Below are 21995 nucleotides of genomic sequence, written 5' to 3'. Positions count from 1 at the left end.
GCGAGACGACAGGCTAGACCTTGTCCACCAGAAGCCGGTTGCCCACGAGTTCGGCCACGCGGTAGGAGCCGGGTGTGGGCGCATTGCCGGGGCGCTGGATCACGGTCCATTGTGCGCCACGGTATCTGACGCTCGCGGTGCCATCGGCGTTCCACTCGTCAATTTGCACCACTTCGCCGACGTCCAGATTGACGCTGCGCAGGGAGCGCACGGATGGATCCCCTTCGCGGCGCTTCTTGACAAAGTACCAACCCACCACGGCGGCCGAACCGACCAGGGCGGCTGCGATGAGCTGCACCGTGGTGCCGGCGCCCGAGTGGGCGGCCAGTGCGGCCGCCACCATGCCTACCGCGAGCATGAGCAGATAGAAGGTGCCGGTGAAGAGTTCGAGGGCCACGGCCGCGCCCGCCAGCAGCCACCACAGGGTTGATTCCGCCATTGAGGCACCTTTCATTCGTCTTGATTCAGGAACAGGGCCGGACGGATGCGGGTACGCGCGTTTCGCAGCGAGTGCTATTGTCTGGCCAGCGCCACATTCTGCGACAAAAAGACCGGCAGGCGCCGCGTGCCGCCACACGTTTTCCGTACACTTCGCGCCTGTTTTGCCGTCATTGGGTTTCTGCCCCTTGGCATATTTCTTCCTGATGGCCGCGGGTCGCGGCTGGAGATCTGCATGAAATTCCGTTTCCCCATCGTCATCATTGACGAGGACTTCCGCTCCGAGAATACCTCGGGCCTGGGCATCCGCGCGCTCGCGCAGGCCATCGAGGCAGAGGGCTTCGAGGTGGTGGGCGTCACCAGCTACGGAGACATGAGCCAGTTCGCCCAGCAACAAAGCCGCGCCAGTGCCTTCATTCTCTCCATCGACGATGAAGAATTCAGCCATGGCGAGGACACCGATCCCGTGGTGCTGAACCTGCGCAATTTCATTGACGAGGTGCGGCGCAAGAACGCCGACGTGCCCATCTACATCTACGGCGAGACCAAGACCAGTCGCCACCTGCCGAATGACATCCTGCGCGAGCTGCACGGTTTCATCCACATGTTTGAGGACACGCCCGAGTTCGTGGCGCGCCACATCATCCGGGAGGCCAAGAGCTATCTCGAAGGCATACAGCCGCCGTTTTTCAAGGCGCTGCTGGACTACGCGGAAGACGGTTCCTATTCCTGGCATTGCCCGGGCCATTCGGGCGGCGTGGCGTTCCTCAAAAGCCCGGTGGGCCAGATGTTCCACCAGTTCTTTGGCGAGAACATGCTGCGTGCCGATGTGTGCAATGCGGTGGAAGAACTGGGCCAGCTGCTGGACCACAACGGCGCCATCGGCGCCAGCGAGCGAAACGCAGCGCGCATCTTCAACGCCGATCATTGCTTCTTTGTCACCAACGGCACCAGCACCAGCAACAAGATGGTGTGGCACCACACCGTGGCCCCGGGCGATGTGGTGGTGGTCGACCGCAACTGCCACAAGTCCATCCTGCACAGCATCATCATGACGGGCGCGATTCCCGTCTTCCTCAAGCCCACGCGCAACCACTACGGCATCATCGGGCCGATCCCGCAGAGTGAGTTCGAGATCGAGGCGATCCAGGCCAAGATCCGCGCCAACCCGCTGCTGGCCGGCGTGGATGCCCAGGCCGTGAAGCCACGCGTGCTCACGCTCACCCAGTCCACCTACGACGGTGTGCTCTACAACACCGAAGCCATCAAGCAGATGCTCGATGGGTATGTGGCCAACCTGCACTTCGATGAAGCCTGGTTGCCGCACGCGGCCTTCCATCCGTTCTATGGCAACTTCCACGCCATGGGCAAGAAGCGCGCGCGGCCGCTGGAGTCCGTGGTCTATTCGACCCAGTCCATCCACAAGCTGCTCGCTGGCATCAGCCAGGCCAGCCATGTGCTCGTGCAGGACTCGCAGAACGTCAAGCTCGACCGACACCTCTTCAACGAGGCCTACCTGATGCACACCAGCACCAGCCCGCAGTACGCGATCATCGCCAGCTGCGACGTGGCCGCTGCCATGATGGAGCCGCCCGGTGGACGGGCGCTGGTGGAGGAGAGCATCTTCGAGGCGCTCGATTTCCGCCGTGCCATGCGCAAGATTGACGCCGAGTTCGGTGACGATGACTGGTGGTTCAAGGTCTGGGGTCCAGACGACCTGGCCGAGGAGGGCATGGGTGAAACGCGCGACTGGATGCTCAATCCGCATGACGCACCGGGTGGCAAGGACTGGCATGGTTTTGGCGACATGGCGCCGGGCTTCAACATGCTTGATCCGATCAAGGCAACCATCGTCACGCCGGGTCTGAACCTGGACGGGCGCTTCGAACCCGAGGGGATTCCGGCGTCCATCGTCACCAAGTTTCTGGCCGAACATGGCGTGGTGGTGGAAAAGACGGGCCTCTACAGCTTCTTCATCATGTTCACCATTGGCATCACCAAGGGCCGCTGGAATACGCTGTTGACAGCGCTTCAACAATTCAAGGACGACTACGCCAAGAACCAGCCGATGTGGCGCATCCTGCCGGAGTTCTGCCAGAAGCACCCACGCTATGAACAGATGGGTTTGCGCGATCTGTGCCAGCACGTTCATGCACTCTATGCGCGGTACGACATTGCTCGACTCACGACCGAGATGTATCTGAGCGACCTGACGCCAGCCATGAAGCCCAGCGACGCGTTCGCGCACATTGCACAGCGCACCACCGAGCGCGTGCCGATTGACGCACTGGAAGGGCGCATCACCACCAGCCTGGTCACGCCTTACCCGCCGGGCATTCCCTTGCTGATTCCAGGCGAGGTGTTCAACAAGAAGATCGTGGACTACCTCAAGTTCGCGCGCGAATTCAACGTGCAGTGCCCCGGTTTCGAGACCGACATTCACGGGCTCGTGGAAGTCGCCGACGTGGATGGACGCAAGACCTACTTTGCGGATTGCGTGAAAGCCTGAGACTGGGTTTTTTTAGCGGGCGGGTGCGTCTGGTCGAACCCGCAAGAAGCTGGCGAATCGCGGTACACCTGCCGCACTCACACCGCGAAAACGGTAGGTGACCCAATTGCCCACGCTGGGAGGGCGTTCGCGCTGGGCATCGGAGAAGCCCGTGCCCAGCCGGAAACGGATGCCCCCTGGTGTCTCCACCAGCAAGGCGCCCAGGCGGCCCTGGTGGCGCCCTTTGCCAGGCAGATGAGCGATCACGCGAGCTTCCGCGTCTTCATGCGTCTTCACCTTCAGCAAGGTGTCGTCACGCACGGCGCGGTATGGCGCATCACCGCGGTGCAGCATCAGGCCTTCTCCGCCATCCTTCACCATGCGGTCGAGCCGTGTCATGAGGTCTGCGTGGCTGGCCACGCGCTCTTGCTTCACCGCTTGCACCCAGGGCTGGTCCACCTGTTGCACCACGCCGTGGTAGGCGGCTATTCGCTTGCTGAAAGGCCCCGGGTGTTCAGGCAGGTCGAACACCATGAATCGAATGCGCCGCCACGCCGCTTCGTCGGGGGTTTGTCGGCGGACAGTGGAAAGTGCTTCCTCGAAACGGCCACGTCCGGCCCAGAGTTCCCCGTCCAGAGGTATCGGGGGCCAGCCTGCGGTGAACCAGGCAGGCGCCGCAATGGTTTCACCGCCACGCGTGACGAGCCGCCGACCATCCCACCGAGCGCGCAGGCCGTCGTATTTTTCGCTGAGCCAATAGGCGTCGAGCGCCACGCCCGGCCGGTAGATTCCGGCCAGCAGCAAGGCCGGCGCTGGGCCCGCCATGGAACGGAGAGGCAGGGCCGCGGCGACCACGGCGGCACCCAGCCGCCGCAGCAGCGTGCGTCTTGGCAGGCGCATGCGCCCGGTCAGAGCATCTGCTGGCTGTCGCGGCTCACGCCGGTGGTCTGGGCGTAGCCGCCATCCACGTAGGTGATTTCAGCCGTCACGCCCGAGGCCAGGTCCGAGAGAAGGAAGGCAGCCACGTTGCCCACCTCTTCGATCGTCACGTTGCGCCGGATGGGCGCGGCGCTGGCCACGAGATTGAGCAGCTTGCCGAAGTCCTTGATGCCGCTGGCGGCCAGTGTCTTGATGGGGCCGGCGCTGATGCCGTTGACACGCATCCCCATGGGGCCCACCGATTCGGCGAGGTAGCGCACCGACGCCTCCAGGCTGGCTTTGGCCAGGCCCATGGTGTTGTAGTTGGGCACGACGCGGATCGCACCCATGTAGCTCAGTGTGAGCAGCGAGGACTTTTCGTTCAGGTAAGGCAGGGCTGCCTTGGCCATGCCGGGGAAGCTGTAGGCGCTGATGTCGTGCGCTATGCGGAAGGCTTCGCGGGAAAGGCCTTCGAGGAAGTCGCCGGTGATGGCCTCGCGAGGCGCGAAGCCAATGCTGTGCACGAAGCCGTCGAACTTGGGCCAGGTTTGCGCGAGGTCGGCGAACATTTTTTCGATCTGCGCATCGTCGCCCACGTCGCAATCGAAGATCAGGGTGGAGTTGAAGTCGGCCGCGAACTCGGTGATCCGGTCCTTGAAGCGCTCGCCCACGTAGCTGAACGCCAGCTCGGCGCCCTGCTGGTGACAGGCCTTGGCAATGCCGTAGGCGATGGATCGGTTGGACAGCACGCCTGTGATCAGCAGCTTCTTGCCAGCGAGAAAACCCATGATTGAAAACTCCGGTGAAAAATCCAGCAGAATTGTCGCATGCGCCTTTCCCCCTCACGCCTCAGCCGCCGCCTTGCAGCGCTGTGCGTGGCCGTGCTGCTGATCCTGGGCAGTCCTGTGACCTTTGCAGCTCATGGATATGCGCTCTGGGGACAGCTCAAGTACCCCGACGGATTTTCCCATTTCGACTATGTGAACCCCACCGCCCCCAAGGGCGGGGAGCTTCGCCTGGTGAGCAACCAGCGGACCTCCACCTTCGACAAATACAACCCCTTCACCATGCGCGGCAGCGCGCCCGCCTACCTGTCCAACCTCATGTTCGACTCGTTGCTCGCGGGCGCTCTCGATGAGAACGGCGCCGGCTATGGCCTGCTGGCCGAGGACGTGAGCACTGCGCCCGATGGCCTGTCGGTCACCTTCAAGCTGCGTGACACGGCGCGGTTTCACAATGGCGACCCTGTGCTGGCGGCCGACGTCAAGCACACGTTCGATACCCTCATGGGGCCTCACACCTCGCCCGCTTACAAGACCATCTTGCAGGATGTGGCCGGACTGGACGCGATCAACGAGCGCACTGTGCGCTACCGCTTCAAACTGCCCAATCGCGAACTTCCGCTGGTGGTGGGTGGGTTGCCGGTGTTTAGCCGGGCCTGGGGCAATGCGATGGATCCCAAAACCGGGCAGCGCAAGACTTTTGACCAGGTGGTGATGGACATTCCCATCGGCAGCGGGCCGTACAAGATTGGTCCGGTCCAGTTCGGCAAAGACATCACCTATGTGCGCGACCCTGCTTACTGGGCGCGCGATCTGCCGGTGCGGCGCGGCACGGCCAACTTTGATCGCATCACCGTCAAGATCTACAAGGACAACACAGCGCGACTTGAAGCGCTCAAGGCCGGTGAATTCGACCTGATGCGTTTTTTCTCAGCAGGCGACTGGGCGCGGCGTGTCAATGGCAAGCGTTTCGACACCGGAGAACTGGTCAGGGGTGAGTTCACACACCGCCTGCCGATGGGCTTCCAGAGCTACGTGCTCAACACGCGCCGCCCGCCGCTGGACGACATTCGAGTGCGCGAGGCTTTGGGCCTGGCGATGGACTACGAATGGATGAACCGGCAGATGTTCTACAACGCCTACCAGCGCGTGCAGGGCCTGTTTGGCAACACCGATTGCGCGCCGCAGGGCGCACCGGCGCCCGAAGAACTGGCACTGCTGGAACCCTGGCGCAAACAGCTGCCGTCCGCCGTGTTCGGGCCGATGTACCGGCCACCCCGCACCGATGGCGAGAATTCCCTGCGCGCCAATCTGCGCCGCGCGCAAGCGATGTTGCGCGAGGCCGGCTGGACAGTGCAGGGCGGCCAGCTCTTCAATGCGCAAGGCAAGCCGATGGTGCTCGAGTTCCTCGACAGCAATGAAACCGGTGCTCGTGTGGTGTCGCCCTGGATGCGCAACCTGAAGAAACTCGGCGTCGAACTGCGTTTTCGTCCGGTGGACTTTGCGCTCTACCAGCAGCGTCTGCGCAGCTTCGATTTCGACATCATCTCCATCAACTTTCAGGGCACCAGCAACCCGGGCTCCGAGTACGCGGATCTGTTCGGCAGCCAGGCCGCCAGGACAGAAGATTCGGGCAACTTCGCCGGCGTGGCCAGCCCGGCGGTCGATGCCATCATCACAAGCATGACCGCCGCTCGCACGCAACCTGCTTTTCTGGCCGCCTGCCGAGCGCTCGATCGCGTCATCAGCCACAGCCACTACCTCATTCCGCAATGGACCGCGACCACGCACCGCATGGCCTACAACGCCTGGCGCCTGGGTCGCCCCAAAGAAATGCCGCCTTTCGCCGCAGGAGAAACCTGGGCGGTGGACACGTGGTGGGCTCGAACCCCCGACCAGAAGGCACCCTGAACCATGTGGGTCTACATCCTCAAGCGCCTGCTGCTCATGATCCCAACGCTGTTCGGGGTCTTGTTGTTGACCTTCGTGGTGATCCAGTTCGTGCCAGGGGGGCCTGTCGATCAATACCTGGCCGAGGCGCGGGCAGGGGCCGGTGGTGCGGGTGCCGAAGGCGGCTCGGTCTACCGCGGCGCGCAGGGGGTAGACCCCAAGCGCATCGAACAGATCAAGGCGCTCTACGGCTTTGACAAACCCGCGCATGAGCGCTTCGTCCAGATGCTCGGGCAGTTCGCCCGCTTCGATCTGGGCACCAGCTTCTTCCAGAACAAGGCGGTGTCCGAGTTGATCATGGAAAAACTGCCGGTTTCCATCACCCTGGGTCTGTGGACGTTCCTCATCAGCTATGGCGTGGCCGTACCGCTGGGCGTGGCCAAGGCCGTGCGGGCAGGTTCCCGTTTCGATCTGGTGACCACTTTGCTCGTGCTCATTGGCTACGCCATCCCGGGCTTCGTGCTCGGGGTGGCCCTGCTCGTCATCTTTGGCGGGCAACTGCAGTGGTTCCCGCTGCGCGGACTCACATCGTCCAACTGGGAGGAATTGAGTTGGGGCGCTCGCATCGTCGACTACCTCTGGCACATCACGCTGCCCGTCACGGCCATGGTGCTGGGCAGTTTTGCCGTGACCGCCATGCTCACCAAGAACGCCTTCCTGGAAGAGATTCGCAAGCAATATGTGATGACCGCACGCGCCAAGGGATTGTCAGAACGTCAGGTGCTCTGGAAGCACATCTTCCGCAACGCGCTGATTCCCATCGTGACAGGGTTCCCGTCCGCCTTCATTGGGGCGTTCTTTGCCGGGTCGCTGCTGATCGAGACGCTGTTCTCTCTCGACGGCCTGGGCCTGCTGAGCTACGAGAGCGTGATTCGACGCGACTACCCGGTGGTGCTGGGCACCCTGTTCTTTTTCACGCTGATCGGCCTGGTGACCAAGCTGATTTCCGATCTCTGCTATGTGTGGGTGGATCCGCGTGTCAAGTTCGACTGAAGCCACCGTCCTCGCTTCGTCACCCAGCGCACGCGCCTGGCGTCGCTTTCGGCGCAACCGCGTGGGCTACTGGAGCCTGATCGTCTTCTGCGTGCTCGTGGTGGGCAGCTTGCTGGCCGAGGTGCTGTCCAACGATCGACCGCTGGTCGTGCGGTACGAAAGCAAGACCTACTTCCCGATCGTGAACGACTATGCCGAAACGGTGTTCGGTGGCGACTTCGATACGCCCACGGACTACCTCGATCCCTTCATTCGTGAGCAGCTCTCCAAAGATGGCAATTGGGCGATCTACGCGCCCAACCCCTATGGCCCGCAGACGCTGAACTATTTCGCCAGGCTGCCCAACCCTTCGCCGCCCACGCGCGACAACCTGTTGGGAACCGACGATCGGGGCCGCGACTTGCTCGCCCAGCTCATCTATGGTTTCCGGGTAAGTGTGCTGTTTGCACTGGCGCTCACGTTCATCGGTGTGGTGCTGGGCGTGATCACCGGCGCCATACAGGGATTTTTCGGCGGCAAGACCGACCTGGCTTTCCAGCGCTTCATCGAGATCTGGGGCTCCATGCCCGAGCTCTACCTGCTCATCATCTTCTCTGCAGTGTTTGCGCCGAGCATCAGCCTGCTGTTGATCCTGCTCAGCCTGTTCGGCTGGATGGGTTTGTCGGACTACGTGCGCGCCGAGTTTCTGCGCAACCGCCAGCTTGACTACGTGCGCGCGGCGCGTGCGCTGGGTTTGTCGAACTGGCAGATCATCTGGCGCCACGTGCTGCCCAACAGCCTCACCCCGGTGGTCACCTTCCTGCCGTTTCGCATGAGCGCGGCCATCCTGGCCCTGACATCGCTCGATTTCCTTGGCCTGGGTGTGCCGCCGGGCACCCCCTCGCTGGGCGAGCTCCTCAGCCAGGGCAAAAACAACATTGATGCGTGGTGGATATCCCTGTCCACCTTTGCCGTGCTGGTGATGACGCTGCTGCTGCTCACCTTCATGGGCGATGCGCTGCGGGACGCGCTGGACCCCAGGAAAGCCGACCAATGAAAGACCAGGTCCTGCTGGATGTGAAAAATCTGAGGGTCTCATTCGGCGGCCAGGAAGTCGTTCATGGCATCGACTTTTCCATCAAGGCCGGCGAAAAGCTGGCGTTGGTCGGCGAATCCGGTTCGGGCAAGACCGTGTCCGCGCTTTCCTTGCTGCGCCTGGTGCACAACGCCGACGTGGCCGGCTCGGCCCTGCTGAATGGGCGCGACCTGCTGGCCATGACCGAGCACCAGTTGCGCGGTGTGCGTGGCGACGACGTGGCCATCATCTTCCAGGAGCCCATGAGCGCGCTCAATCCGCTCTACACCGTGGGCGACCAGATTGCCGAGGTGCTCCAGCTCAAGAAAGGCCTCACGCCGCGCCAGGCCCTGGCGGCCACCCTCGAGCTGCTCGCGTCCACCGGCATCCCGGAGCCCGCGCGCCGGGCCGGTGCCTTCCCGCACCAGCTCAGCGGTGGCCAGCGCCAGCGCGCCATGATTGCGATGGCGCTGGCCAGCGCGCCCAAGCTGCTGCTGGCCGACGAGCCCACCACCGCGCTGGACGTGAGCCTGCGCGGGCAGATTCTGGAGCTGCTGGCCGATCTCCAGCGCCAGCACGGCATGGCCGTGCTCCTGATCACACACGACCTGAACCTGGTGCGCCGCTTTGCCGACCGCGTGGCGGTGATGGAGCACGGGCATCTGGTGGAGCAGGGCGCGGTGTCCGAGGTGTTCGATGCGCCCCGGCACCGCTACACCCGAATGCTGCTGGCCAGCAAGCCCGAGCGCCAAGTGGTCGAGACAGCGCCGGCAACCGGTGGCGAAGTGGTGCTGCGGGCGCGCGGGCTGCGTGTGATCTATCCGGTGCCCTTGCCTGGCCTGCGTGGCTGGTTCAGGAAAGGCGAGTTTGTGGCCGTGCAGGGTGCCGATCTGGACATCCCGCCTGGACAGACGCTGGGGGTGATCGGCGAGTCCGGCTCGGGCAAATCCACTTTGGCGCTGGCCGCTCTGGGTCTGTTGCCGCATCAGGGCAAACTGAGCGTGACCGGTGCCGACTGGCAGCAGGCGAAGCAAAACGGCCAGACGCGCGCGCTGCGTCAGCGCATCCAGGTGGTGTTTCAGGACCCGTTTTCCTCGCTCTCTCCGCGCATGACCATCGAACAGATCGTTGGTGAAGGTCTGCTGGTGCACCAGCCCGGCCTTTCGGTGGCCGAGCGACGCGACCGGGTGGTGCGCGCGTTGGCTGAGGTGGGGCTGGTGGACGATCCCGCCCGAGGTGGCGACTGGTTGCAGCGCTATCCACACGAGTTCTCGGGTGGGCAGCGCCAGCGCCTGGCGATTGCCCGCGCGCTCATCGTCGAACCGCGTCTGCTGGTGCTCGACGAGCCCACCAGCGCGCTGGACGTCACGGTGCAGAAGCAGGTGCTGGCGCTGTTGCAACGCCTCCAGCGCGAGCGGGGCCTGAGCTACCTGCTGATCACGCACGACGTCGAAGTGATCCGCGCCATGGCCCATCAGGTGGTGGTGATGAAGGATGGGGCGGTGGTGGAGAGCGGTGGCGTGATGCAGGTGCTTCACCACCCGGTGCACCCCTACACGCAAACGCTGGTGCAGGCGGCGGCCTGACCGACTCTTTTTCGTTTGATCTGGGTCAGCCATGCGGCCCGGGGGCTGATCTATAAATGGCCCCCATGAGCCCGCCACAAGCCGTCACATTGAGATCGCCCTTGCGCTGGCTCACCCTCGGCTGGGCCGACCTTCGATACAACCCGGTGCCTGGCCTGGTACACGGGCTGCTGCTCACCGCCTTCGGCGGCCTGCTGCTCTCGGCTGCCCGCGATCGGTTCTGGCTGCTGGCTGGCGCGTTTTCGGGTTTCCTGATCGTCGCCCCCATCCTGGCCACGGGTCTGTACACCGTGAGCCAGGCCCGCCAGAGCGGCAGGCACGTGGGGCTGGCCGAGGTGCTGGCGCTGTGGCGCTCGGGCGATGGCCGGCTGGTCCGTTTCGGCCTGCTGCTGGGACTGGCCGGCACCGGCTGGGTGCTCACCTCGGCCGGGCTCATCACCCTGTGGTCGCCCGTGCCCATTCAGAAGCCGCTGGATTTTCTGCGCCATGTGGTGCTGGAGCCCCGGCTGGGCCTGTTCGAGGCCTGGCTGCTGCTCGGCGCCCTGCTGGCGGCGCCGGTGTACGCCTCTACCGTGGTGGCCCTGCCCCTGCTGGTGGACACGGCAATGCCCGTGGGCAATGCCGTGGCGCAGAGCTGGCGTGCCGTGGCCAGTCACCCTGGACCCACGGCTTTGTGGGCGGTGGTCATCGTGGCCCTGATTGGCCTGGGCATGCTCACCGCGCTCCTGGGGCTGGTGGTTGCCATACCGCTCGTCGGACACGCGAGCTGGCACGCCTACCGCGACCTGAATGCCAGCACCGGTCGGCGGGTGGGCGGTTGAGCCATGGAGCCCACCGTCTTCGGCTTCACGGAGGGCCAGATCGCCCAGTTCGGCCTCACGTTCGGCGTCGGGGCGTTCATCCTCTACATGTTGTTCATCGTCTTCAATCTGGCCCGTGAGTCCAAGGCCGGGAAATTCGGCACCTTCGTGCTCTTCCTGGTGCTGTCTTTCGGCATGCTCGGATTTCTTGCCAAGAGCGTGATCCAGTGGATTCTGGGCATGTGAAATACGCTGGCAGTCTGGTTGCAAGAGGGGGGTATCAGCGTTACAATGCGAGCTTCACGACCAAATGGGCGGGTAACTACCGGCCCATTTTTTTTGGCCGAACGCTTTTTAGGACCGACACCACAACAATGGCCTGGCAAGAAACCGTAGAGCAAACCGTCACCGGACTGGGATTGGACCTGGTGGAGCTCGAACGCTCCGCCGGTGGTTTGCTGCGGGTCACCATCGACTACCCATGGGAGCAGCCCGAAGAAGGCCGGCCGGCCCCGGTGGAGCGATTCGTCACGGTCGAGGATTGCGAGAAGGTCACGCGCCAGTTGCACTACCTGCTGGAGGTCGAGGGTCTGGAATACCGGCGCCTGGAAGTCGGCTCACCCGGCATCGACCGCCCGCTCAAGCGCGAAATCGACTACGTGCGGTTCGAGGGCCACGTGGTGGACCTGACGCTGAAAGCGCCGATTGGCGTGACCGGTACCGATGTGGCGGCCAATCGCAAGAAATTTAGAGGCACGCTCGAGCGTGTCGATGGTGCGCAGTGGCAGGTGGTCTGGAGCGATGCGCCGGAACCCAGGCCGGGGCAGCGGGTAAGCAAGAAACGCGCACCTGTGCCGATGCAGGCCATGCAGTTTTCGCTGGACGACGTCCAGCAGGCGCGATTGGCGCCGATCGTGGATTTCAAGGGACGAAGGTCTCCGGGTGCGGCCTTGGCGCCGCAGACAGATGCAAATGATGGAACTCAAGCGTCCTGAACAGGACTTGCTAATTGGAAAGGTGGGCGAGTGAAATGAACCGCGAAATGTTGATGCTGATTGATGCCATCTCGCGCGAGAAAAACGTCGAGCGCGACGTGGTACTCGGCGCAGTGGAGCTGGCTTTGGCCTCGGCCACCAAGAAACTCTACAAGGGTGATGTGGACATCCGCGTTGCCATGGACCCGGACACCGGCGCCTATGAAACCTTCCGGCGCTGGCTGGTGGTGCCCGACGAAGCGGGCCTGCAGAATCCGGACGCCGAAGAGCTGCTGACCGATGCGCGCGATGAACTCGCCGACATCGAAGAAGGCGACTACATCGAGAAGCCGGTCGAGAGCGTGCCGATCGGCCGCATTGGCGCCATGGCGGCCAAGCAGGTGATCCTGCAGAAGATCCGCGACGCCGAGCGTGAGATGCTGCTCAACGACTTCATGTCCCGTGGCGACAAGATCTTCGTCGGCACCGTCAAGCGCATGGACAAGGGCGACCTGATCGTCGAGAGCGGCCGCGTCGAAGGGCGCTTGAAGCGCAGCGAGATGATCCCGAAGGAAAACTTCCGCACCGGCGATCGCGTTCGAGCCATGATCATGGACGTTGACCTCACGCTGCGCGGCGCGCCCATCCTGCTGTCGCGCTCGGCCCCGGCTTTCATGATCGAACTCTTCCGCCAGGAAGTGCCCGAGATCGAGCAGGGCCTGCTGGAGATCAAGACTTGCGCCCGCGACCCTGGTTCACGTGCCAAGATCGCAGTGCACAGCAACGACCGCCGCATCGACCCCATCGGCACTTGTGTCGGCGTGCGCGGTTCGCGCGTCAACGGCGTGACCAACGAGCTCGCCGGTGAACGGGTGGACATCGTGCTGTGGTCAGAAGATCCGGCGCAGTTCGTCATTGGCGCCCTGGCACCCGCCAACGTGGTCTCCATCGTGGTGGATGAAGAGCGTCACGCCATGGATGTGGTGGTCGACGAGGAAAACCTGGCCATCGCCATTGGGCGTGGGGGCCAGAATGTGCGCCTCGCCTCCGAGCTGACCGGCTGGCGAATCAACATCATGACGGCCGACGAGTCGGCTCAGAAGCAGGCCGAAGAGGCTGACGGGATTCGCAAGGTGTTCATGGCCAAGCTGGACGTGGACCAGGAAATCGCCGACATCCTGATCGAAGAAGGCTTCACCAGCCTCGAAGAAGTGGCCTATGTGCCGCTGCAAGAGATGCTGGAGATCGAATCCTTTGACGAAGACACGGTCAACGAGCTGCGCACCCGTGCCAAGGACGCCTTGCTCACCATGGAAATCGCCCGGGAGGAGAGCGTCGAGGAAGTCTCGCAGAATCTGCGCGATCTCGAAGGCGTGACGCCCGAACTCATCGCCAAGCTGGCCGATGCAGGCATCCACACCCGCGACGAGCTGGCCGATCTGGCCACCGACGAACTCACCGATATCACCGCACTGACGCCTGAAGAGGCCACGGCGCTGATCATGCTGGCACGCGCGCACTGGTTCACCGGTGACGAAGCGCAATCCACGACCTGACCAGCGGAGGCCCCAGCGGAGAAAAGAACCCATGACCAGTACCACCGTCGCCGAATTGGCTGCCGAGCTGAACAAGCCCACTTCCGTCCTGCTGGAGCAACTCGCAGCAGCCGGAGTGCCCAAGACCACCGGGACCGATTCGGTCACCGAATCTGACAAACAGTCGCTGCTGGGCCACCTCAAGGCCAGCCACGGCACGGCCGGCGGCGAGCGCAAGAAGATCACCCTCGTCAAGAAATCGACCTCTGAAATCAAGCAGGCCGACGCGACGGGGCGTGCGCGCACCATTCAGGTGGAGGTCCGCAAGAAGCGCACCTTCATCAAGCGCGATGACGAGGTAGCCGTGCCTGAGCCAGCGGTGGCCGAGCCCGTGGCCGCTGCGCCCGTCGTCGACAAGGAAGAGCTCGCGCGCCGCGAGGCGGATGCTCAGCGCCAGGCCGAGCTCCTGCGCCGTCAGGAAGAAGAGTTCAACCAGAAGCGCCAGGCCCGTGAAGCTCAGGAAGCTCGCGATGCGCAAGCGCAGGCCGACCAGGAGCGTGCCGCTGCGGAGGCGGCTGAGAGCGCTGCCCGCGAGGCCGCCAAGGTTTCTCCCGCGGAGACCGCTGCAGAAGCCATCGCCGAACGCGTCAGCAACGACGCCAAAGCCAAGACCGCTTCGCTCGAACGCGAGTCGGCCGCCCGTGTGATTGCCGACCGCAACGCCGAGACCAAGCGTGCCGACGATCTGCGTGCGCAGGACCTCGAAGCGCGCCGTCGCAAGGCCGAATCGGAAGCGGCCAACATCCGCGCCATGATGTCCGCTCCGGCCCGCACCCTGGTGGCCAAGAAGCCCGAGCCCACGCCCGATCCCAAGGCGGGCATCAAGGGTACGCTGCACAAGCCAGCAGGCACGCCTGTCAAGGCCCCCGGCGCCGCAACCACGGCCGCCGCTGCCGCAGGCGCGGCTGGCAAGAAGGAAGTCAAATCCGAGAACCTCTCTTCCACCTGGAAGGACGACGCGGCCAAGAAGAAGGAAATCAAGACCCGTGGCGACACGAGCGCCGGGCGTTCCAACTGGCGTGGCGGTCCGCGCGGTCGCCGCAACGATCGCGATTCGCGCGACGCAGGCCAGAGCGGCTTTGTGGCACCCACCGAGTTCAAGGCCATTGAGGTGCACGTGCCCGAGACCATCACCGTGGCCGAACTGGCGCACAAGATGAGTCTGAAATCGTCCGAGGTGATCAAGCAGTTGATGAAGCTGGGGCAGATGGTCACCATCAACCAGCCGCTGGACCAGGACACCGCCATGATCGTGGTGGAAGAGCTGGGCCACAAGGCCATCGTGGCCGCACTGGACGACCCGGAAGCCTTTACCGACGAGGAAGCCTCGCACGACCAGGTGGAGTCGATGCCGCGCGCACCCGTGGTCACCGTCATGGGCCACGTGGACCACGGCAAGACCTCGCTGCTGGACTACATTCGCCGCGCCAAAGTGGCTGCTGGCGAGGCGGGTGGCATCACGCAGCACATCGGGGCCTACCACGTCGAGACCGAGCGCGGCATGATTTCGTTCCTGGACACGCCCGGTCACGAGGCGTTCACCGCCATGCGTGCGCGGGGTGCGCAGGCGACCGACATTGTCATTCTGGTTTGCGCGGCCGACGACGGTGTCATGCCCCAGACCAGGGAAGCCATCAAGCACGCGAAGGCGGCGGGTGTGCCCATCGTGGTCGCACTGACCAAGATCGACAAGCCTGGCATCAACCTGGAGCGCGTGCGCTCCGAGCTGATCGCCGAAGAGGTCGTGCCTGAAGAATTCGGTGGAGATACGCCCTTCGTCGGCGTTTCCGCCAAGACCGGTGAGGGCGTGGATGCCTTGCTCGAACAGGTGCTGCTGCAGGCCGAGGTGCTCGAACTCAAGGCGCCTGTCGATGCCATGGCCAAAGGCCTGGTGATCGAAGCGCGCCTGGACAAGGGTCGCGGTGCCGTGGCCACCGTGCTGGTTCAAAGCGGCACGCTCAAGACCGGCGACGTGATCCTGGTGGGACAGACCTCCGGCCGCGTGCGCGCGATGCTGGATGAAAACGGCAAACCCATCAAGACCGCCGGGCCGTCGATTCCCGTGGAGATCCAGGGCCTGTCGGAAGTGCCGCAAGCTGGTGACGACTTCATGGTGATGACGGACGAGCGCCGTGCGCGCGAGATTGCCACCTACCGGGCAGGCAAGTTCCGCAACACCAAGCTGGCCAAGCAGCAGGCAGCCAAGCTGGAGAACATGTTCTCCGACATGAGCGCTGGCGAAGTCAAGGTGTTGCCCATCATCGTCAAGGCCGATGTGCAAGGTTCCCAGGAAGCCCTGTCTGCTTCGCTGCTCAAGCTCTCGACCGAAGAGGTCAAGGTGCAGCTCGTGTTTGCCGGCGTCGGCGGCATCAGCGAGTCCGATGTCAACCTGGCGATCGCCTCCAAAGCGGTCGTCATCGGTTTCAACGTTCGGGCTGACGTGGGTGCGCGCAAGCTGGCCGAAGGCAACGACGTCGACCTGCGCTACTACAACATCATCTACGACGCGGTGGACGAGCTGAAGGCCGCCATGTCCGGCATGCTGGCGCCCGAGAAGCGCGAAGAGGTCATTGGTTCGGCCGAGATCCGAACGGTTTTCGTGGCCTCCAAGATCGGCACGGTGGCCGGCTGCATGGTCACTTCCGGCATGGTCACACGCAATGCGCATTTCCGTCTGTTGCGTGAGAACGTGGTGGTCTACACCGGCGAGATCGACACACTCAAGCGCCTCAAGGACGACGTGCGCGAAGTCAAGGAAGGCTTCGAGTGCGGTATCAAGCTCAAGAACTACAACGACATCAAGGAAGGTGATCAGCTGGAGTTCTTCGAGGTCAAGGAAGTGGCCCGCACGCTGTAAGCGCGAGGCCGATCCATCATGCCCCGCAAGGCTTCATCCACCCCCAACCGCGGATTCCGCGTGGCCGACCAGATCCAGCGCGATCTGGCCGAGCTGATTGCGCGCGAGCTCAAAGACCCACGGGTGGGCATGGTGACCATCAATGCGGTGGAGGTGACGCCCGACTACGCGCATGCCAAGGTGTTCTTCAGCCTGCTCACCGGCGACGCAGAGGAGACCCAGCTGGGCCTCAATGCGGCGGCGGGATTCCTGCGCAGTGGTCTCTTCAAGCGCCTGCACATTCACACTGTGCCCACGCTGCACTTTGTCTTTGATCGCACGACCGAGCGTGCGGCCGACATGAACGCCTTGATTTCCAAGGCCGTTTCCTCCCGTTCAAAGGAAGAATGAGCATGGACGCGCCACGCACCAGGGTGCAACGGCGCCCTGTGCATGGGGTGCTGCTGCTGGACAAACCGCTGGGACTCTCCAGCAACCAGGCTTTGCAAAAAGCCAAATGGCTGTTGCGCGCCGAGAAGGCTGGCCACACCGGCACGCTCGATCCATTGGCCAGTGGCGTGCTGCCGCTGTGCTTTGGCGCGGCCACCAAGTTCAGCCAGATTCACCTGGACGCTGACAAAACCTATGAAACCACGGTGCGCCTAGGGCAGAAGACCAGCACCGGCGATGCCGAGGGCGACTTGGTGCAGACGCGCGAAGTCACCTGTACGGCCGGCGAGGTGGTGGAGGTGCTGGATCGTTTCATGGGTCCGATCAGCCAGGTGCCGCCGATGCACAGCGCCCTCAAGAGGGATGGCAAAGCGCTCTATGAATACGCACGCGAGGGCGAAGTCTTGGAGCGAGAGCCACGGCAGGTGGTGATCCACGATCTGGAGCTGCTGGACCTGAGGCTGCAAGGCGATGAGCCAGAGATCAGCCTGCGCGTGCGTTGCAGCAAGGGCACCTACATCCGGACGCTGGGCGAAGACATTGGTGAAGCCCTGGGCTGCGGAGGCCACCTCACGCGCCTGCGGCGTACCGCGACCGGCGCCTTCCATGAATCGCAATGCACCACGCTGCAGGCCTTGGAGGCGATGGACGAGACGGATCGTCTGGCGCTGCTGCGACCGGTGCACACCCTGCTCGAAAACCATACCGTCATCGCGCTCGGTGCCGAAGATGCGGGGCGCTTCCTCAGTGGCCTTCGCCGACGTGGCGACTGGCCCGATAGCGATCAAATCGCCGTCTTCGGCCCGTGTCCCGACGACGGCTTGCCCCCCGCGCTGCTGGGCACAGCCCACGTCCGCGCGGGCGAACTCATTGCGGGGCGTCTCTTGAGCCCCACCGACATTCGACAAATCCAGGAAACCTCACCGGAAACCGCAACATGAGCAAACAAATCCGCAACATCGCCATCATTGCCCACGTGGACCATGGCAAGACCACCATGGTCGATCAGCTTCTGCGCCAGTCCGGCACGTTTGCCGAGCACGAGAAGGTCGTCGACACCGTGATGGACAACAACGCCATCGAACGCGAGCGTGGCATCACCATCCTGGCCAAGAACTGCGCTGTGAGCTGGGAAGGCACGCACATCAACATCGTCGACACACCCGGGCACGCGGATTTCGGCGGCGAAGTGGAGCGCGCCCTGTCCATGGTGGACGGTGTGGTGTTGTTGATCGACGCGCAGGAAGGCCCCATGCCCCAGACGCGTTTCGTGACCAAGAAGGCGTTGGCCCTGGGTCTGAAGCCCATCGTGGTGGTGAACAAGGTCGACAAGCCAGGCGCCCGCCCGCAGCATGTGGTGAACGCCGCGTTCGACCTGTTTGACAAACTGGGCGCCACCGACGAACAGCTGGACTTCCCCGTGGTCTACGCCTCTGGCATCAACGGCTGGACCTCGCTGGAGGAGGGTGCTCCGGGTGAACAGTGGGGACCCGACATGTCGGCCCTTTTTGACACCGTGCTCAAGCACGTGCCGGCGCAGAAGGGCGATCCGGCGGCTCCGCTTCAACTCCAGATCTCCGCGCTCGATTTCTCCACCTTCGTGGGGCGCATCGGCGTGGGCCGCATCAGCGCTGGCACCATCAAGCCCATGATGGACGTCGTGGTGATGGAAGGTCCGGACGGCAAGTCCGTCAAAGGGCGCGTCAACCAGGTGCTCACGTTCCGTGGCCTGGACCGTGTGCAGGTCACCGAAGCAGGCCCGGGAGACATCGTGCTGATCAACGGCATCGCCGACATCGGGATTGGCGTGACCGTGACAGACCCATTGAACCCCACGCCGCTGCCCATGCTCAAGATCGACGAGCCGACACTGACCATGAACTTCTGCGTGAACACCAGTCCGCTGGCAGGCCGCGAGGGCAAGTACGTGACCAGCCGCCAGGTGTGGGACCGGTTGCAGAAGGAACTTCAGAGCAACGTGGCGCTGCGTGTCAAGGAAACCAGCGAGGACGGCATCTTCGAGGTGATGGGTCGCGGTGAACTTCACCTGACCATCCTGCTGGAAAACATGCGTCGGGAGGGCTATGAACTGGCGGTGTCCAAGCCGCGCGTGGTGTTCCGCGACGTCGACGGTGAGCGCCACGAGCCGATCGAGCTGGTGACGGCCGACATCGAGGAGCAGCACCAGGGGGGCGTGATGCAGGCACTGGGCGAGCGCAAGGGCGAGTTGGTCAACATGGAGCCCGATGGCCGTGGCCGCGTGCGCCTGGAGTACCGCATTCCGGCGCGTGGCCTGATCGGTTTCACCAACGAATTCCTGAACCTGACGCGCGGCTCTGGCCTGATCGCCAACATCTTCGATGGCTACGAGCCTCACAAAGGTGAGATCGGCAGCCGCAAGAACGGCGTGCTGATTTCCATGGACGACGGTGAAATCTTCACCTATGCACTGGGCAAGCTCGACGACCGCGGTCGCATGTTCGTGCGCGCCGGTGATCCGGTGTACGAAGGCATGATCGTTGGCATCCACAACCGTGACAACGACCTCGTGGTCAATGCCACCCGTACCAAGCAGCTCACCAACTTTCGCGTCAGCGGCAAGGAAGACGCGATCAAGATCACGCCGCCGATCGAGTGCACGCTGGAATACGGGGTGGAGTTCATCGAGGACGACGAACTGGTGGAGATCACGCCCAAGAGCATTCGCCTGCGCAAGCGTTATTTGAAGGAACACGACCGCAAGCGCGCCAGCCGCGAGGCTTGAGCCCCCACGCTCCGCCGCTGCGCGGGTCGCTGCCCCCTGAGGGCGCGGCCTTGCTCGGGGCGGTCCTGCGCCGCGGCCCTTTTTCTCATTCCGAACCATGCCGTTTCGCTCGCTCAGCCGCCTGACCCACACCCAGGCCGTGTTCCTGATGGTCGCGGTGACCCTGATGTGGTCCATCGCCGGGGTGGTGTCGCGCCAGCTCGAATCAGCGGCGCGTTTCGAGGTGACGTTCTGGCGCAGCGCCTTCACCACGCTGTCGCTGCTGATCATCCTGCCCTGGTGGCGTGCGGCCGATCGCTCCGCCGGCTTCATTCCTGACGACCGCGAACAGGACATTCTCGAGCGGCACTGGGGTGTGCTGGCCCGTTCCAGAGCGTTCTGGATTTCGGGCGTCTGCTGGAGCGTGATGTTCACCGCGTTCATGTTGGCGCTGAGCTTCACCACCGTGGCCAACGTTCTCATCATCATGTCGGTGGGGCCGCTCTTCACCGCGCTGGTGGCGCGTGTGACCCTGGGCCAGCGGTTGGCACTGCGCACCTGGCTGGCGATTCTTGCCGCTGGCGCGGGCATCGTTTACATGTACGGCAGCCAGTTCCTGAACGCCTTCGGCGATCCTTCGGTGAACACCAGTGGGCTGGTGGCGGGGTCGCTCGTCGCACTCTGTGTGCCCGTGGCGGGAGCCATCAACTGGACGGTGGTGCAGCGGGGCCAGACCCACGGAGAAAAAATCGACCTGGTGCCTTCGGTTCTGCTGGGTGGCGTGCTGTCCTCACTGATGACCTTGCCACTGGCGCTGCCCTTCGCGGCCACAGGTTCGGACCTGGCCTGGCTCGGTCTGCTCGGGTTGGTGCAACTGGCCATTCCCTGTGCGCTGGCGGTGGTCTGCGCCCGTTCGCTGAAAGCGCCCGAGGTCTCGTTGCTCGCCTTGCTTGAAGTCATCTTCGGCATTCTGCTGGCCTGGGTAGGCGCGGGTGAGGCGCCTGGCACCGAAGTGCTGACCGGCGGCGCCCTGGTGATTGGTGCTCTGATGCTCAATGAGCTGCTGGGTTGGCGATCTCGCACGGGCACACCGCGTATCCAGACGGTGGACAAACAGACACAATGACCTGATCGACGACCGAACCGGACCCCCTTATGAATTCCCCCGCCACCGAAAGCCTCGTCGTCGCTGAAATCCAGGGCCGCGTCGGCTGCATCACACTCCATCGGCCCAAGGCGCTCAACGCCTTGTCGCTCGAGATGATCCGGGCCATCACGAACGCGCTGCAGGCTTGGCGCGAAGATCCCCTGGTTCTGGCCGTGGCCGTGCGCGGCGTCAGCAAGGAAGGCCCCTTCGGCGCTTTCTGTGCAGGTGGCGACATCCGCTTCTTCCACCAGGCTGCCCTGGCCGGTGACAGTGCACTCGAAGCTTTCTTCACGGAAGAGTACGCGCTCAACTACCTCATCCACACCTATCCCAAGCCCTACATCGCCTTCATGGACGGCATCGTCATGGGTGGTGGCATGGGCATCAGCCAGGGAGCGAGCCTGCGCATCGTCACCGAGCGCAGCAAACTGGCCATGCCCGAGACCCACATCGGCCTGTTTCCCGACGTGGGTGGGGGGTACTTCCTCAGCCGCTGTACCGGCCGCCTGGGCGAGTACCTGGCGCTCACCGGGCGGGTGCTCAACGGCAAGGAAGCGATCACCGCCGGCCTGGCCGACGGCTACATCGACTCCGGTCGCCTGCCGGGTCTGTGGGCCTCGTTCGCGCAGACGCCGTTCGAAAACGGTGCCTCGGTGGAACGCTGGTGCGCCAGCCACCTCAGCACCACCGTGCTCCCGGCGACCTGGCCGGTGAAAGAAGTGGATCGCGTGTTTGGCCTGCCCGATGTGGTGCAGATCATCCTGGCCCTCGAAACCACGGACAGCGACTGGGCGCGCACCACGGCCGCCACACTGCGCGAGCGTTCGCCTTTGATGCTGCATGTGGTGCTCGAACAGCTTCGGCGCGCTCGTGGCATGGGTCTGGCGGACGACCTGCGCATGGAGCGCGACATGGTTCACCGCTGCTTCCACCTGCGCCCCGGTGCCCTCAGCGAGACAGTGGAGGGCATTCGCGCCCTGGCGGTGGACAAGGACCACGCGCCCCGATGGAACCCCGCGCGCCTGGAAGATGTGACGCCCGCGCAAGTCGCTGCATTTTTCGAAAGCCCATGGTCGGCTGAAAATCATCCACTGCGCACACTGGGTTGACCTGCGTTGGCCAATGCAATTGGTGCCCAGGGATTTGCAGCTTGATCCCCGTATCTGCAACTGACGCCAATTGGTCTGAATTTGAGGCGTAATGACCTCTTTTTCCCACAAATTTTCATGGACATGTTTTCA

18 protein-coding genes are annotated in these 21995 nt (G+C 63.7%); 15 read left to right on the top strand and 3 right to left on the bottom strand.

Annotation, left to right across the window (positions count from 1 at the left end; translation table 11 throughout):
* Positions 1-13 precede the first annotated feature (13 nt).
* A complete protein-coding gene (locus AB7F11_RS19025) occupies positions 14-439 on the bottom strand; it encodes an NfeD family protein (RefSeq protein ID WP_428291277.1) in 426 nt (141 codons plus the stop codon).
* A gap of 234 nt (positions 440-673) precedes the next feature.
* Here AB7F11_RS19025 and AB7F11_RS19020 point away from each other — a divergent pair, with 234 nt between their 5' ends.
* Entirely contained in the window at positions 674-2947 is a 2274-nt protein-coding gene (locus AB7F11_RS19020; RefSeq protein ID WP_428291278.1) for an Orn/Lys/Arg decarboxylase N-terminal domain-containing protein, read from the top strand.
* A gap of 12 nt (positions 2948-2959) precedes the next feature.
* Here the strand turns inward: AB7F11_RS19020 and AB7F11_RS19015 are convergent, their stop codons facing one another.
* Together AB7F11_RS19015 and fabI are read right to left on the bottom strand one after the other, a co-directional pair.
* The gene (locus tag AB7F11_RS19015; protein WP_428291279.1) at positions 2960-3826 is read right to left on the bottom strand and encodes a DNA ligase; all 867 of its coding nucleotides are present in this window, start codon (positions 3824-3826) and stop codon (positions 2960-2962) included.
* A gap of 8 nt (positions 3827-3834) precedes the next feature.
* A complete protein-coding gene (gene fabI / locus AB7F11_RS19010; protein WP_428291280.1) occupies positions 3835-4632 on the bottom strand; it encodes an enoyl-ACP reductase FabI in 798 nt (265 codons plus the stop codon).
* Positions 4633-4671: 39 nt separating this feature from the next.
* On the opposite strand from fabI, the gene AB7F11_RS19005 reads away from it, so the two are divergent.
* The 14 genes from AB7F11_RS19005 (at position 4672) to AB7F11_RS18940 (ending at position 21863) form a co-directional block, all read left to right on the top strand.
* Positions 4672-6537, top strand: coding sequence for an extracellular solute-binding protein (locus AB7F11_RS19005; RefSeq protein ID WP_428300805.1), 1866 nt, complete (start codon positions 4672-4674; stop codon positions 6535-6537).
* 3 nt (positions 6538-6540) lie between these two features.
* Positions 6541-7569 carry a microcin C ABC transporter permease YejB gene (locus AB7F11_RS19000; protein WP_428291282.1) on the top strand — a complete coding sequence of 343 codons (1029 nt, stop codon included), beginning with the start codon at positions 6541-6543 and terminating at the stop codon, positions 7567-7569.
* Positions 7535-8605, top strand: coding sequence for an ABC transporter permease (locus tag AB7F11_RS18995; RefSeq protein WP_428291283.1), 1071 nt, complete (start codon positions 7535-7537; stop codon positions 8603-8605). Before AB7F11_RS19000 ends, AB7F11_RS18995 begins: the two co-directional genes overlap by 35 nt.
* Entirely contained in the window at positions 8602-10209 is a 1608-nt protein-coding gene (locus tag AB7F11_RS18990; protein WP_428300075.1) for an ABC transporter ATP-binding protein, read from the top strand. The genes AB7F11_RS18995 and AB7F11_RS18990 overlap by 4 nt, the downstream gene beginning before the upstream one ends.
* Positions 10210-10274: 65 nt before the next feature.
* Positions 10275-11030 (top strand): DUF2189 domain-containing protein, encoded by a 756-nt coding sequence (locus AB7F11_RS18985; RefSeq protein WP_428300076.1) that lies wholly within the window; start codon positions 10275-10277, stop codon positions 11028-11030.
* 3 nt (positions 11031-11033) lie between these two features.
* Positions 11034-11255, top strand: a complete 222-nt coding sequence (locus AB7F11_RS18980; protein WP_428291286.1) for a DUF2788 domain-containing protein — start codon at positions 11034-11036, stop codon at positions 11253-11255.
* A 128-nt stretch (positions 11256-11383) separates the two neighbouring features.
* Positions 11384-12004, top strand: a complete 621-nt coding sequence (rimP, locus tag AB7F11_RS18975) for a ribosome maturation factor RimP (protein ID WP_428291287.1) — start codon at positions 11384-11386, stop codon at positions 12002-12004.
* Positions 12005-12039: 35 nt separating this feature from the next.
* On the top strand, positions 12040-13539 hold the full coding sequence (gene nusA / locus AB7F11_RS18970; protein WP_428291288.1) for a transcription termination factor NusA: 1500 nt from the start codon (positions 12040-12042) through the stop codon (positions 13537-13539).
* 31 nt (positions 13540-13570) lie between these two features.
* Positions 13571-16435 (top strand): translation initiation factor IF-2, encoded by a 2865-nt coding sequence (gene infB, locus AB7F11_RS18965; protein ID WP_428291289.1) that lies wholly within the window; start codon positions 13571-13573, stop codon positions 16433-16435.
* Between the two features lie 18 nt (positions 16436-16453).
* Positions 16454-16825, top strand: coding sequence for a 30S ribosome-binding factor RbfA (gene rbfA, locus AB7F11_RS18960; RefSeq protein ID WP_428291290.1), 372 nt, complete (start codon positions 16454-16456; stop codon positions 16823-16825).
* 2 nt (positions 16826-16827) lie between these two features.
* Entirely contained in the window at positions 16828-17805 is a 978-nt protein-coding gene (truB, locus tag AB7F11_RS18955; protein WP_428300077.1) for a tRNA pseudouridine(55) synthase TruB, read from the top strand.
* A complete protein-coding gene (gene typA, locus AB7F11_RS18950) occupies positions 17802-19628 on the top strand; it encodes a translational GTPase TypA (RefSeq protein ID WP_428300078.1) in 1827 nt (608 codons plus the stop codon). The genes truB and typA overlap by 4 nt, the downstream gene beginning before the upstream one ends.
* A 97-nt stretch (positions 19629-19725) precedes the next feature.
* Complete coding sequence (locus tag AB7F11_RS18945) at positions 19726-20733, top strand: DMT family transporter (protein WP_428291656.1); 1008 nt, start codon at positions 19726-19728, stop codon at positions 20731-20733.
* A 29-nt stretch (positions 20734-20762) separates the two neighbouring features.
* The gene (locus AB7F11_RS18940; protein WP_428300079.1) at positions 20763-21863 is read left to right on the top strand and encodes an enoyl-CoA hydratase/isomerase family protein; all 1101 of its coding nucleotides are present in this window, start codon (positions 20763-20765) and stop codon (positions 21861-21863) included.
* Positions 21864-21995: the final 132 nt, after the last annotated feature.

This window comes from Hydrogenophaga sp. (assembly GCF_050250835.1).
Taxonomy (GTDB): Bacteria; Pseudomonadota; Gammaproteobacteria; order Burkholderiales; family Burkholderiaceae_C; genus Hydrogenophaga.
This window is presented reverse-complemented; position numbering and strand designations above follow the sequence as displayed.